Raw genomic sequence first — 14,978 nt, 5'->3', positions numbered from 1 at the left:
ATATTTACTGTATCTCATTGTTATTTCTTTGATAATAGTTTGGAAGACTCTTGGGAAAAGTTTCACCGACTGGTAGAAAACCTTTTCAAAAGAGGAATTATTTCATGAGCTCATCTATTTTATCGCGAACGTTTCCAACTGATAATCCGACAATCACTTGAACAGCTTTTTTATTTCTAACTAAACCATGTGCCCCATGAGAACGGAATACTTGATCACTTTTTACCTTTTCAGGATCTTTCACAGTTAACCGAAGACGGGTAGCACAGTTTGTAAGTTCTTCAATATTTTCTGCCCCGCCTAGGTCAGCTAAGAGGTTCGCAGCTTGTTCATCAAAAGAACCGCTGCCTTCTTTTTTACTAGATTCATTCCCGCCATTTTTCTTTTCACGGTAATCTGCTTTAGTAAATAGCTTACCTTCTTCAGAATCTGCTTCACGGCCCGGGGTTAAGAAATTATATTTAACGATTAAATATCGGAATAATATGACGTAGATTAAGGTAAATACTAGACCAACCCCGATTTGTACTAACCAGGTTGACCAGTGATTTGGCCAAGTGCTTGCCCATGTAATAGAAAAGTCAATTAAACCATTATAGAAGTTACCCGAAATCCCAAGCGCATACATGGTTGCTGTCATAATGCCAGCAAGCACAGCATGAATCGCAAATAAGACTGGTGCAATAAATAAGAATGTAAATTCAAGTGGCTCTGTAATACCAGTTAATACTGCAGTTATTGCAACTGGTAAAATAAGACCAATTGTCTTTTTACGTTTTTCTGGCTTACTTGCTAGAATAATAGCAATTGCAATACCTAATGATCCAAATACTTTTGTATTCCCGAACATCATGAATCCGCCACCTGGGAATAGAGTCGTCATTGACTCGGAAGAAGCAGCGATATCACCTAGATTTGTAAACCAACTAGTGAGGAGCCCCTCATTTGCAAAAGCAGGTCCATAAACGAATGGTTGCCACACAAAGTGATGTAGACCAGTTGGAATTAAAACTCTTTCTAAGAAGTTATACAGACCAACTCCAAGGACACCGGAAGTTTTCATGAAACCTTGTAAAGAACCAATCCATTCTTGAACAACCGGCCAAACAAGTACCGTTAATAAAGCAACTGGAATCATAACAAAGAAACCAATAACGGTGATAAGTGCACTACCTTGGAAGATTGCCAGTACTTCTGGTAATTTTTTATCGTAATAACGGTTGTGAATCCAAATGACAATCCCTGCTACAAAAAGTGCACCAATCATGCTCGTGTCAAGTGTTTTTACACCACCAATAGAAGCAAGTCCACTAGTTCCCCCTACTTCTTGAGTAAAATCAACCCCGAAATAGGAACCACCATTTGTTAATAAGGAATTAATAAACATATTGAAAAACATATAAATAACAAATGATTCTAAAGCAGCTCTACTTTTTGCCACTTTCGCAAGACCGATAGGCAGGCCGATTACGAATAGCAGTGGTATGTTTTGAAAAATAACATAACTTCCATCAAACACTAGCTTCCAAAAGATATACCAAAGAGAACCTTCTTTAGCGATCTCTCCAACAATTTCGGGATTAATTAATGTATTGGCAAGCCCCAGCAACAATCCCATGGCAGGCATAATTAGAACTGGAATAAACATAGCGCCGCCAAATCGCTGTAATTTTTGCATCATGTCTTACTCACTCCTCTGATCAATTTAATAGAAAGCGCTATCGATAAATGAATTATAGACCTATGAATTTTTTCGAACAATAGAGTTTACTAGACTTGGGAAAAGTTTCAAAGAGGGGGAAAGCTGTGGGGTCAGCCCCCACTTACGTCCTTTCTCTACATTTTGTAATAGGGGAAGGGTGGTGTTTTATTATGGAAATGAAAGCAAACGGATCTTGATAGAAAAAATTGTAACGTTTTATCTTCTTTTGTGGAAAACCACCAACTAGCGCATCAATCATGCTAAAGTGATCAAAACATATCTGAGGGGGATGGGGAATGCAGTTTATTGATAGTTTCGGTTGGGGCTTAAATATCATTCTAATGATTTGTTTTGTTATAGCATTATTGGCGGTAATGAGAAAACCGAAAGAAAACAGAAAGAACACAAAGAAGAAAATGTGAAGTAATATAGACCAAGGTGGCGGACAATCGAATTTGGGGTGATGAGTTAGAAGAAATGTCGTCGTGTATCGGGGTGACATATTTCGATGTATTTTATAATAGAAACTCTCTATTTGTCTGTGGTTGGGGCAGTTTTAATCAATCGTTTGTTTAGTATCAAAATGTGCCAATTTTTGTAGATTAATAGTTCTTATAAGTTAATATTGAAGACAATTATCGAAAATGGAGACCTATCACCGACAGGGATTTTTCTGACAAACTGGCCAGAGTGTGTTTAACATAAGGGTTTTGGCCGCATTTAATCAAACGATTAGTTAGTAAATTTTTTGTTAATCAAACGTTTGATTGGATTTGCTGCTTTTATTGTTAAAGAGCGGGTTTAGTGATTTTTTGGGTGCGAAGCTTGCCGAAAGGTAGTTTGGTAATAACGAGTGAAAAGTGATTCGGCTTCGCTACTCACTAGGGGAAGAGATGGTTCTTAACATAAGCACTTGTGAATTTCAGGGTCAGAATTGATATTTAGTTATCAGAAGTTTATTTTACCAAGTAGCCATTTGGATGCAGATTTCGCCATTATTTTTAGGATGTTGGAAGGGAAAGTTCAAGGTTGGAGCGGGATAAGGTCCATTTCAATCAAATGTTTAAGTAATAGCGGAATTAGGGGGAATAGATAGAATCATGTATGATCACGTGAAACCAGTTAAAATGTGCAATTTTATGGGAGATTATCTCTAAATTTCACTTGTGAATCTTGACAATTTTCTTTTCAAATTTGCTAAGAGAATCCTTATAGATCCATACTTTAATGCTGTTTCAATCAAATGTTTGAATAGTATAGCATATAAGGAATTAAGTCGAATGGGTGTCGCTTAAAGGAGAAAAATTTGCCTTCGCCGCAATTCATTAAGAATCTATCTAAAAACGTAAAAATCGCCTCCTAAATTCATTTTTGGAGGCATTTTTGATGTCCTTTATAAAAGTCGATATGGACCTTAGAATTTTGTTTGTCTTTGAATCTTCAAAAAACTCTTACAATTATTTGACGTACCCTTTACATTCTTAAGCTATTATTTTTTTAATAGGAAAATCAAATGAGGTGGAAAAATGGAAAGCAAGAGAAAATGGCGTAAAGCCTTTGCCGTTGCAGCGTTAGCAACTTTCGTTGTTGGTTCAACCGCTGCTTTTGAAACAGATTCATCTGCTGCACAACCCAATAAGAAGCAGGGCATTGTGAAGGACTATCTCCCTCTTGGAGATGCTGCATTACCTGAGCATCGGACGGTTGAGCATCCGGCTAAGGGAGTAACCATCACTTCCGTTACCCGTGGATTCGCGGATAGCAATGCGTTTTTTACTGTAACGGTAGCCTCCGTAAAGGACAGGGATACGGCGGTCAAAATGACAGATCTCCTAAAGCAGGCAGGCTTGGATGCACGTATGGAGACTCTGACCGAACGCGCACCTGATGATCCAGCTGAGGGTCCATTGGGTTACCGAGTTCGTGTAGGCATGTTTAATGATAAGGATTCAGCAACGAAGATGGTGAATAAGATTAAAGAAGCAAATATTGTTGTGAATGGCTCAAAGCTTGGCGGATCCGTACAGTATAGCGGAGAAGACGGAGGCGCTACCACAGGGCCATGGGAAGTAAGAATTTTGACCATTGATCCGAAGCAATATCGCGGAGAACTTCAAGTTGCCCTTGCGACACCAGATGGGACAGGCAGTGAAACGGTATCATCCATTGTCAAGCGTACGGGCGCACTAATTGGTACAAATGCCAGCTATTTTGTCACGAAGGATAGTAATGGTACAACAGGTGATGTCGCCGGACTTTCCATGATTAACGGACGTCTTGTTAGTGAGGCAGTAAACAATACTGGCAGCTTTGTATTATCCAATCTTAATGGACAAGGAGCTAAGATTGAAAAATTGTCGACAGAGATATCTGTTCATTCATCTGACGGATCTGCGGAGGTCATTGATGGAGTCAATCGCAAACCAGGACTTATTTTAAACTGTGGTGGTGTGAATGATACGCCTACCAATCAGCCAAAACATGATTTTTTATGTACCGATTCAGATGAAATCATCTATTTTACAAAGGATTTCGGTCAACGTGCAGATGCTGGAATGGGTGTGCAGGTGAATCTTGACAAGAATGGTAAAGTAATTTCGTTAGCCGAAGAGCGTGGCGGAACGATTCCAGAGGAAGGTATCATTCTCCAGGGTATTGGCAAAGGCGCTGATTGGCTGCGCGACCACGCAAAGGTTGGCTTAAAGCTGAAAATTGACCAAGAAGTAAAAACAGCTGATGGGAAGCCGCTTCAAATTAACAAGCATACGAGTATTGTAAGCGGTGGTCCGATCCTGCTCAAGGATGGGAAACCGATTGTTGACGCAACCGCTGAGGGCTTCAATTGGTCCGAAAGCACGTTCTACTATGACTTTGGCGTACGCCGTCACCCTAGAACCATTGCTGGAAAAACTCCAGATGGTAAGATTATCATTGTGGTGGCCGACGGACGGCTTCCGGGTGTTGCGGCCGGACTCAACTTTAAAGAAGAAGTGGAATTGATGAAAAGCCTCGGTGTTTCGGATGCTGTAAATCTTGATGGCGGCGGCTCCTCTACTTTTGTTGGCCCAGACGGCCTGCGCGGGCACCCTTCAGATGGTCAAGAACGACCAACAGGCGATGCTTTGCTTGTTATTCCAAAATAAGGAATTTGGAATTGACGTATGAGTTGGCATACGTCTTTTTCTTTATTTATCAAGGTTTCTGCGGAATTTCTTTCACTTTGACAAAGCAATTGACACAATTATTATGATGGACAATGAGTATTGTAGATTTAAAAGAGAGGGTCAAAACTTCTGGCATTTGTAATGCCGTTTTGAGTACCCATTTTATTTGCTACTTCACGCATCTATTGTCTAGAGGGGTCCGCACTTATCGGATGGGAGAACAGGTTATGCACCCTATCTGATTAATAGAAGGAGAAATTCCGCTTAATTGGTAATTATTATTAAAAATGGCTTAAATAGAAGGAGAAATTCCGCCTATTGACTCGATAAACAGTCAAGTCCTTGATTTTGTGTAAATTTGCTAAACAATGTTTTTAACCAAATTTTGTTATGTCAAATATATATGATCAGCCACTTATCCCCTTAACATTTTTCGAGCGTTACTTCCATGGGTTTCAATCTCCATATCCAGTCAAGGGTGTCAAAGGCGGTTTTTCCTTTGATACCCTTGACTGGATATGGAATAATCCATAATTGGAAGTACGTTGAAAATTAAACATCTACCTTTTAATAGATTTCTGCTTCGAATAATTGGTTTCTTGATAGTGCATTAAAACAGCTCCTACTAAACGAAAAGCAGATTGTGTATTAGGGTAAATTCGAATTACCTTTTCTCTTCTTCGGACTTCCTGATTTAATCGCTCAAGAGAATTTGTACTACGGATATGACAACGGATATCTTCTTGGAATTCCATATATTGTATGGTATCTTCGAAACCATCATCTAATATTTTCAGAGCTTGTTCGTATTTAAGATTGTCCCCAAACTGACTCATCAGTTCACCTTTAAAATTCCGCATATCCTCAATTGTGACTGCATCAAAAATACGCTTAATCATCATACGTATTTCCGCTGAGTCCTTTTTTGGAAGCCTTTCTATGATATTACGTTTAAAATGGACGTTACACCTTTGCCAGCTAGTCCCAATAAATTCACGTTGAATCGCTTTTTGAAGCCCCTGGTGAGCATCTGAAATGACTAGCTTTGGGGATTGAAGACCACGTGATTTTAGTTGTTGGAGAAAGCGACTCCAACTTTCATAACTCTCAGCGTGATCCACACTTAACCCAAGAATTTCACGTGTTTTGCTTTCAGTGATTGCAGTGGCTATATAAACAGCCTTAGAGACGACACGATGATGTTCACGAACTTTTATATACATGGCATCTACAAAAACAAAAGGATAATACCTTAAATTTAAGGGCCGTTTGGCCCAGTCATTAATAATAGGATCAAGCTTTTGAGTAAGTGAAGAAACAAACGATTTTGACTTACTTTCACCACAAAGTTGTTCCACAATATGTGTAACTTTACGTGTAGAAACGCCATTGATAACCATCTCTAGCATAGAGAGTACTAACGCCTGGTCACAACGTGCATATTTCTCAAAAACCGTAGGTGAAAACTCACCATTTCGAGTCCTAGGAACCTTAAGTTTTATCTTACCGATACTCATCGTTAACTCACGTTCGTAGTAGCCATTTCGGTAATCACGACGCTCAACAGAGCGTTCATATGCAGCGGCGTGTAAGTAATCATTTCTTTCTTTCTCCATGTACTCATTCAAAACCAGAACAACAGCTGATTTAACAACGTTATCTATATTTGAATTCATTACTGAGTCTTTTAAAAGTTCCAAATCTAGGCTAAACTGTAATTGGGTCATTTTTATTCCTCTTTTCTATGTTTATCGTGGTTGTTAAACATTGTAGCCAAGTAGGATAAAAATGACCCTTTTCTTTTTACACAATTATACGGACTTAATCCGATAAACCCGAAAATGGGGGATTTTTCTTTGCATAGTCGGAAAACCTCCGCTTATTTAGCCTGAAACGAGCTCGATTTTGAATTTAACCGGAGAATCTCCGCTTATTTTACTTTTGCTGGTTACTCGATTAAGGACAAGACATCCTAATTAAAAGGGAACTCAAAAATCCAAGAGACCCATTACTGCGGACCTTTTCACAAGTAAGTGTGGCTTTATATAAATAAGGGTTTTGTATTCCTAATAAAGAAACTCGCCAATTATGATGCCAATACGACTGTCATTTCGGCACGTATTTTAAGAAAAGCACCTCTAAAGTGAACCCTTTATTGAATAAAACTGTGCGCCTTTTCTTTAATCGGGCGCTATCCTGTGCGCTCATTTTTATTTAAGGGCCAGACGTTTTTATCTTATTGAAGTAACAGGGAAGAATAGTTTAATAAGGAAATGTACAAAGGGACATAGATCCAAAAAGGATTTATGCCCTTATTCATTGAAAGATTCGAGAGGATGGGAACATATATGCAAAAAAGAGCATTGGTTTTGTGATGCTTTAATCATAGTATTTGTTAGCCGACGATTAGTTAATTACTTTTTACCAGGCATTGATGCTTTGACATTAAATGCTTTATCGATTATATCTCTGTTTGTATATGTTGGGTTATGGAGAATCATAAGTTTTATGAAATTCAAAAAGGTATATAACTCACATGTAGCCATGTAAGTCTTTGAGTAATAATTTCATTATTAATTTTTTGTTGAAGTTATTATGCTTACGAAGCAGGTTACGCATTGCTTATCACGAATCTGTTCACACTCAAAATAAGGGTCAGCCCCCAATTAGTTCAATATAAAAGAAGTGCCCTTGCGGTGAATCATGCAGGGGCACTTTGTTTCAAAAGTCATCCATTTTTTTCTTCAAATCAGTAACCGTACCAACCGTTGTAATCATAGTAATCGTAGTAACCACTGTAACAGCCGTAACAGCTAAAACAACCAAAACAGCCAAAGCAGCCAAAACAGCGAAAACCACCACAGCGAAAGCCTCCGCAACGCACACCGCCGCCGCAACGCACTCCGCCTCCGCAAGGCATACCGCCGCCGCAGCGCATTCCGCCTCCGCCTCCGCAACGCATACCTCCCCCGCCAAAATGACGCGGATCATTGAGGCTTGGATCAATCGGATTTACCTCACTGACTTGGAAATTATCCATTCCCAAAGTTTGAAGCTGATTTTGAAAATTTTGCATTTTATCCTCCCCTGTTTATTTAATTATTAGATTAAACTGACTTCTAACAAAAGATTTATACGAAGAGACTTTGTCAGCTTTGTGTATATAAGAGATACTCCGTGTATTCCCTAAGACAAAATATGATTCCTTTTAGGCCGCTGTTACTGATTTAAGAGCCTATTTTAAGATAAAGGGCCTGCGGGGTCAGACCCCCGCCCAGCTAAAGTTTAATGCGGTAAAATATATTTGGTTTGTTGAAACCCTTTTAGGCCTGCATTATCCAGCAAATCAATTACTTCAAAACAGTTTTTATGGTATGTTTGTCATAGTATCTTCTTATAATTGGGATTTGGACAGGACAACTTCACCTTTCGCCCAATGATAAGGATTTTTTAATTTATTTAATGCATGGCATGTTAACGTTTATTAAATGTTAAAAGTATGGAAATAGGAATGGTATACAGAAAAGAGGGATACCTATGTTTTCAAAGCGCCAAATTGAAATTTTGTCATCTTTGTCGAAAACAAAGGAGCCTGTTACGGCGGAATGGCTGGCCAAAGAAATTGGGGTCAGTGATCGGACGATTCGGACTGAGATTAAAGCAATGCAGCCTGAATGTCCCAAGTTAGGTGTTGCCATTGAATCCATTCGCGGTACAGGTTATTCACTGCGGATTCTTGACCAGCACGTATTTTTAAATGAATTCAGGCATTTAATCCAAGAGCCAATTGTTGAAACCGGTTACGATTTTTCTGTTCAAGAGGACCGGGTCACCTATTTATTAAAGCGGCTATTATTGGAAAAGGACCCGATTAAATTAGAGAGTTTTGAAGATGAATTATTTGTATCAAAATCAACGATTCAAAATGATATAAAAGTTGTGCGGCAAATCCTTGAAAAATATCAATTGAGCTTGGTCAATCGACCGCATTATGGGACACAAGTCGAAGGCGACGAATATATGAAAAGGTTATGCTTGTCCAATAATATTTTCAACCGCCAGGATGATGTAAGTTTTCATATTGGGCCGGATTTTTTGTTAGATCCAGATTTATTCAACAAGATTAAAGAAATTCTTGTTAAAAAGGTGAATGAGTATAAAATAGAAATCTCTGATATCTCGCTTGAAAATTTAGCTACCCACATTGCCATCGCCTGTAAAAGAATTGAGGAAGGCTTTGTCATCGAACAGTTAGCGCCGCCATTTGCAGAAGAACATCCTTTTGAGAAAATTGTCGCTGCGGAAATTGTGGCTGAAGTCCAGACCTATACTGGTTTTATCTTTCCAAAGTCGGAAATTGATTATATCATTGTCCATTTGTTAGGTACAAAGCTGTTGCATACAGAGGAATTGACGGGATTTAGCGAATTTGATGAGGTAGGAAGCATTGTACAGTGCATGTTAAACAAATTGCAGACCAAATTAAATTGGGATTTTCATGAGGATCACGAATTCATTCAAGCGTTGACATTGCATATTCGCCCGGCGATGAATCGGCTGCGATACCATATGAATATTCGAAATCCTCTGTTGCATGACATTAAAGTAAAATATCCGAGTGCCTTTGAAGGAGCGGTCATTGCCAGCACATGTATTGAAGAGTATTTGTCGAAGGACGCTGGCGAACATGAAATTGCCTACATTGCCTTGCATATTGGTGTGGCGCTGGAACGGATGAAAGGTAAGCAAAGAAAGGTCAAAAGGGTCATTGTCGTGTGCGCTTCAGGTGTGGGGAGTGCGAAATTGCTTTATTACCGATTGCAGCATTTGTTTGAGCAGGAGCTGGAAATTGTTGCTTCGACGAACTACTATAAGCTGGCCGAATATGATTTATCGACGATTGATTTTATTATTAGTACCATTCCGATTAAGGAAGACTTAGGCGTGCCGGTTCAAGTGGTTAATACATTTTTGGGTGATGAAGATGTAGGGGAGATAAAAAAACATCTAGACAGATCCAATCAGCAAGGAGCTTCACGCTATTTAGATGCCTCGAGGGTATTTCTTCATCAAGACTTGGACGATAAGGAAAGTGTGATTCGTTTTTTATGCCAGAAATTATATCAACAAGGTCTTGTGACAAAGGAGTATGTAAACAATGTGTTAGAAAGAGAAGCGGCTGCACCTACCAGCTTTGGCAATTTAGTGGCGATTCCCCATCCATTAACACCAGTAACAGAGGAAACATTCTGGACTGTTTGCACGCTCAAGCGCCCCATTCCTTGGCATGATCAGCGGATGGTGCAATTTGTTTGTTTATTAAATATTCAAAAAGACCCTAAAGGGGACTTGGAGAACATGTATAAAAAACTGATTAAAATCGTTGAGAATAAAACACTGGTACAAAAAATCATTAAGTGCAGATCTGCCAGCGAAGTAATTGACATTTTACATGAAAAAATATAAAGCAACATGCCGATTGCGAAGAAGCAATCGGCTTTTTGCTGTTGCTTTATCGGGGCTTGGGATAAGAATAATATATATGCAAATTCTACCGATGTAACCGTTTCCGTTGTGTAACGGAAAATGATTGGCTTCAAAGTAAAGAGCTATTATCATACCATTAAGCCATAAGGTACTTTAATATATTCCACTTAGGAGGAAATAGATATGAAAACGATTATGTTGGTTTGTTCAGCAGGAATGTCAACAAGTCTTTTAGTGACAAAAATGGAGCAGGCAGCAAAGGATATGGGAGAAGAAGTTAAAATTTTCGCTGTTTCGGAAGCAGAGGCGAATAGACATTTCGATGAAATTGATGTGCTATTGCTTGGCCCGCAGGTTCGCTTTTTAAAAGGGAAAATTGAAAAGGCTGTCGCAGGGAAAAACATTCCGGTTGATGTGATTGACACCGTCGCCTATGGAATGATGAACGGACAAGCCGTATTAACAAAAGCATTATCTTTATGATATGAAGCGTGGGGGGGTTCACATGAATAAATTTATTGAAATTGCCGGACGAATTGGAGCGCAGCGCCATCTGGTTGCAATTCGTGATGGTTTTGTCATTTTAATGCCGTTAATGATTTTAGGATCAATGGTCGTACTTATCAATAATTTACCGATTGACGCCTATCAAAATTTTATGAACGCTGTCTTTCATGGTGATACATGGAAGCAATTTGGCGGTAGTGTTTGGACTGGGACGTTTGGAATTGTTTCGTTATTGGTTGCCTTTTCGATTGCCTATCAGCTGGCACGTTCTTATGATAAGGATGGTCTTTCTACGGGGATTGTCGCTTTTGCCGCATTAGCAACGATTATGCAGCCAATCAGTGAAGGCTCTGGACTGCCTTTAGTATGGGCAGGTGCTCAAGGGTTATTTATCGCGATTATTACAGCGCTAGTTTCTACTGAAATTTTCACAAGGTTGTTAGGAAATAAACGACTGATGATGAAAATGCCTGAAACGGTACCGCCTGCTGTAGCTAAATCCTTTTCTGCCCTATTTCCGGCGATGATCACTCTATCTATCTTTGGTCTCGTTAAAGTTCTCATGCTTGTAGGTGGCATTCCGGATATTCATCAAGCGTTTTATGATGCTCTGCAAGCGCCAATCTCAAAATTGGCGAACACACTTGGATCAGCCATTGTTGTTGCTCTATTAATTCACGTCCTTTGGTTTTTTGGCTTGCATGGTTCAAATATCATGGAGCCGATTATGCAAACCGTTTATTTACCGGCAATTGAAGCCAACTCAAAAGCATTGGCGGCGGGTCAAGAAATCCCGTATATTGTCACAAAGCCATTCTTTGATGCCTTTATGTATTTAGGCGGAACAGGTGCAACACTTGCTTTAATTATCGCTGTGTTTATTGCGGGTCGCCGGCATAAACATTATCGGAACATTTCCGGTTTAGGTGCGGCACCAGCTTTATTTAATATTAACGAACCGATTTTGTTTGGCTTCCCGATCGTGTTAAATCCGTTGTTAATCATTCCGTTTATTTTATCACCGGTGGTCTTAACTATCTTTAGTTACTTGGTGATTGCTGCAGGTATTGTACCGAAAACGGTCGCCTTTATTCCTTGGACGACACCGCCTATTATTGGAGGGTTTTTAGCGACAGGTTCTTGGCGAGGGGCTGCTTTGGCACTGGTGAATCTCATTATCGCTGTGGTTATTTATATTCCATTTATTAAAATTGCGGAGAGAGCTGAAGTGAAGAAGCTTCAAGAACAAGAAAAGGGAAATCTAACAGCCTAGATTGTGTAGCAAGGAGTCTTGAACAATGAATTTAGAAGAGCAAATTATGAAAATCATCCTTTATAGCGGGAATGCAAAAAGCACCGCCTTTGAAGCAATCTACGCAGCTAAGGAGCAGAATATCACATTAGCCAGAGAATGTATGGAAAAGGCAAATCAAGAGCTTGTCAACGCGCATCATGTACAAACATCTTTAATTCAATCAGAAGTACGTGGCGAGAAAACGGAGGTCTCCCTGCTGCTCATTCATGCACAGGACCATCTAATGAATGCGATTACGTTTAAAGACCTAGCCAATGAATTTGTTGATTTATATGAGACGTTAAAAAAATAAATATTGTTGGCTATGGTTAAGATGCATGTTGAAGGTCAACGGAGTCTTTAACCATAGCCTTTCTTTAATATGGGAAATTGGAGGGAGAAAAATGAAAATTGCGGTTATTGGTGGAGGAAGTAGCTATACACCTGAACTAATTGAAGGGTTTATTCTCCGTGCAGATAAACTTAAAATAGATGAAATTGTTCTAGTTGATATCGAAGCGGGAAAAGAAAAGTTGGAGATCGTCGGAGGACTCGCCAAAAGAATGATCAAGAAGAGTGGGCTGCCAATCAAAGTTGAGTTGACGTTTGATCGGATCAATGCGATCACAAACGCAGATTTTGTGTTGACCCAGTTCCGTGTCGGTGGTCTTGATGCAAGAGCAAGTGATGAACGTATTCCCCTTGAATACAATGTGATCGGTCAGGAAACTACAGGTCCTGGGGGATTTGCTAAAGCTCTCCGCACCATTCCAGTTATTCTTGACATTTGTAAAGAGATTGAAGAATATTCCAATGATGCATGGTTAATTAACTTTACGAATCCAGCGGGAATGGTAGCAGAGGCAGTTCATAAATACTCGTCTGTAAAGGCGATCGGGTTATGTAATGTCCCTATTAATATGAAACAAATGGCCGCCAATATTTTAGAGGTCAATCGCGACGATGTAAATATGTCATTTGCAGGGTTAAATCACTTAGTCTATGCCACAACCGTTCATGTTAATGGGAAAGATGCCATGGATCCTTTAATTGATGGGATTATTGAAGGGAAAAACATGAACATGCGAAATATTCATGATGCCCCGTGGGAAGAGGAATTTTTAAAAGCGCTAAGAGTCCTTCCATGTCCATATCATCGCTATTACTACATGATGGATGAAATGTTGGCAGAAGAAAAGGAAGCCGCTGGGTTGAGAGGAACCCGTGCCGAACAAGTGAAGGAAATCGAAAAAGCTTTATTTGAAACATATAAAAATCCTTCATTAGATGTGAAGCCAAAGGAATTGGAAGAACGCGGCGGTTCTTTATATTCAGAAGCGGCCGTTTCACTCATTACATCCATTGTGACAAATGACCATGCCCTACATACCGTCAACGTGCCAAACAACGGGACGATTTCACAGCTCCCTGATGATGCTGTGATTGAAGTAACGTGCGTCGTGACGAGTGAAGGACCAAAACCTTTACAAGTAGGGAAATTACCTGCTGAAATCATTGGGTTAATTCAGCAGGTCAAGGCCTTTGAGCAGTTAACCATTGAAGCAGCGGCTACTGGTGATCGGCAAAAGGCGCTGCTGGCGTTAGTGAACAACCCATTCGTTCCGTCCAGCAAGGTGGCCAAGCAGCTGTTAAACGATATTTTAGAAGCAAACAAGGAATATTTACCACAATTTCTCGTTAGGAGCGAGATCCATTGAGAAGACTTGGAATTGCGATTTACCCGCAGTATGGTACGGAAAATGAGCAAATGACTTATATGGAAAAAGCAAGTGCCTACGGATTTTCAAGAATCTTCACCTGTTTAATGTCGGCAAAAGATGAAAAGGATGTCCAGCAGCTCAAGGCATTGGTTGAAAGGGCGAATCAGCTGGGGTTTGAAGTAATCGCCGATATTAGTCCATCCGTGTTTCAGGACCTGCATCTTTCTTACAAAGATTTATCGTATTTCAAAGAGCTTGGTCTTTCGGGGCTGCGTTTGGACTTAGGTTTTTCAGGATTAGAAGAAAGTGTTATGTCTATGAATGAGCATGGCTTAAGTATTGAATTAAATATGAGTCAGGGGACGCGGTATTTAGAGCAAATTCTTTCTTATCAGCCAAATAAGCATCAAATAATTGGCTGTCATAACTTTTACCCTAGGCGTTACACCGGTTTATCCAGAGAACATTTTATTCATTGCTCCCGACAGTTTAAAGAACATGGGATTCGGACTGCGGCCATGATTTCTTCGAAAGCGGCCATGTTTGGTCCATGGCCTGTCCAGGAGGGGCTGCCCACTCTTGAGGAACATCGCGGTTTACCAATTGATATTCAAGCAAAGGATCTGTTTCAGACGGATCTGATTGACGATGTGATTATCGGGAACGCCTTTGCCTCTGAAGAAGAATTGCAGCTTCTCTCCTCGATGAACCGGTACATGCTGGAATTTAAGGTTGAATTTAAAGACGATGCGACCAATACAGAAAGAGAGATTGTGTTGGCAAGCCAACATGTCAATCGTGGAGATGTCTCCTCCTATGTGATTCGTTCAACGGAAAGTCGTGTCCACTATCAACATGAGGAATTTCCTCCTCATGATACAAATTTGATTGCACGTGGAAGTGTGACCATTGATAACTCTGATTATGAGCGCTACAAAGGAGAAATGCACATCGCCCTTCAGGATATGGAAAACAGCGGGAAAACCAACATTGTAGCCACGATTGATCCAAACGAACAATTTATCCTTGATCGTATCCGGCCATGGCAAAAGTTCAAATTGATTGAAAAATGATTGGACCATAACTTGAAAATAAAAAATGAA

At 39.8% G+C, this 14,978-nt stretch carries 11 protein-coding genes and 1 pseudogene; 8 read left to right on the top strand and 4 right to left on the bottom strand.

Annotated elements, in window-relative coordinates; genetic code table 11:
- Positions 1-97: 97 nt before the first annotated feature.
- Positions 98-1,681: an alpha-glucoside-specific PTS transporter subunit IIBC gene (locus tag FAY30_RS23860; RefSeq protein WP_150136694.1), complete on the bottom strand. Its 1,584-nt coding sequence runs from the start codon at positions 1,679-1,681 to the stop codon at positions 98-100.
- Positions 1,682-1,998: 317 nt separating this feature from the next.
- On the opposite strand from FAY30_RS23860, the gene FAY30_RS27905 reads away from it, so the two are divergent.
- Positions 1,999-2,124, top strand: a complete 126-nt coding sequence (locus tag FAY30_RS27905; RefSeq protein WP_263315248.1) for a hypothetical protein — start codon at positions 1,999-2,001, stop codon at positions 2,122-2,124.
- 1,104 nt (positions 2,125-3,228) lie between these two features.
- Positions 3,229-4,845 (top strand): phosphodiester glycosidase family protein, encoded by a 1,617-nt coding sequence (locus FAY30_RS23855; RefSeq protein ID WP_149872180.1) that lies wholly within the window; start codon positions 3,229-3,231, stop codon positions 4,843-4,845.
- A 581-nt stretch (positions 4,846-5,426) separates the two neighbouring features.
- Here the strand turns inward: FAY30_RS23855 and FAY30_RS23850 are convergent.
- The 3 genes and pseudogenes from FAY30_RS23850 to FAY30_RS28115 form a co-directional block, all read right to left on the bottom strand.
- Positions 5,427-6,593 carry an IS256 family transposase gene (locus tag FAY30_RS23850; RefSeq protein ID WP_149868193.1) on the bottom strand — a complete coding sequence of 389 codons (1,167 nt, stop codon included), beginning with the start codon at positions 6,591-6,593 and terminating at the stop codon, positions 5,427-5,429.
- Positions 6,594-7,587: 994 nt separating this feature from the next.
- Complete coding sequence (locus FAY30_RS27660) at positions 7,588-7,728, bottom strand: hypothetical protein (RefSeq protein WP_223821038.1); 141 nt, start codon at positions 7,726-7,728, stop codon at positions 7,588-7,590.
- 19 nt (positions 7,729-7,747) lie between these two features.
- Positions 7,748-7,942 (bottom strand): annotated as a pseudogene (locus FAY30_RS28115) (heterocycloanthracin/sonorensin family bacteriocin); the annotation flags it as partial.
- Between the two features lie 461 nt (positions 7,943-8,403).
- Between FAY30_RS28115 and FAY30_RS23840 the strand changes: the two are divergent.
- The 6 genes from FAY30_RS23840 (at position 8,404) to FAY30_RS23815 (ending at position 14,948) form a co-directional block, all read left to right on the top strand.
- Entirely contained in the window at positions 8,404-10,332 is a 1,929-nt protein-coding gene (locus FAY30_RS23840) for a BglG family transcription antiterminator (RefSeq protein WP_223820835.1), read from the top strand.
- A 204-nt stretch (positions 10,333-10,536) separates the two neighbouring features.
- Positions 10,537-10,836: a PTS sugar transporter subunit IIB gene (locus FAY30_RS23835; protein WP_149872177.1), complete on the top strand. Its 300-nt coding sequence runs from the start codon at positions 10,537-10,539 to the stop codon at positions 10,834-10,836.
- A 22-nt stretch (positions 10,837-10,858) separates the two neighbouring features.
- Complete coding sequence (gene celB / locus FAY30_RS23830; protein WP_223820834.1) at positions 10,859-12,133, top strand: PTS cellobiose transporter subunit IIC; 1,275 nt, start codon at positions 10,859-10,861, stop codon at positions 12,131-12,133.
- Positions 12,134-12,158: 25 nt separating this feature from the next.
- Positions 12,159-12,467, top strand: coding sequence for a PTS lactose/cellobiose transporter subunit IIA (locus tag FAY30_RS23825; protein WP_149872175.1), 309 nt, complete (start codon positions 12,159-12,161; stop codon positions 12,465-12,467).
- Positions 12,468-12,558: 91 nt separating this feature from the next.
- The gene (locus tag FAY30_RS23820; RefSeq protein WP_149872174.1) at positions 12,559-13,872 is read left to right on the top strand and encodes a 6-phospho-beta-glucosidase; all 1,314 of its coding nucleotides are present in this window, start codon (positions 12,559-12,561) and stop codon (positions 13,870-13,872) included.
- Positions 13,869-14,948, top strand: a complete 1,080-nt coding sequence (locus tag FAY30_RS23815; protein WP_149872173.1) for a DUF871 domain-containing protein — start codon at positions 13,869-13,871, stop codon at positions 14,946-14,948. Before FAY30_RS23820 ends, FAY30_RS23815 begins: the two co-directional genes overlap by 4 nt.
- The last annotated feature ends 30 nt before the right edge of the window (positions 14,949-14,978 follow it).

The organism is Bacillus sp. S3 (assembly GCF_005154805.1).
Classification (GTDB): domain Bacteria; phylum Bacillota; class Bacilli; order Bacillales; family Cytobacillaceae; genus Neobacillus.
The sequence above is the reverse complement of the archived record's forward strand: the minus strand, read 5'-3'. Positions and strand labels throughout refer to the sequence as shown.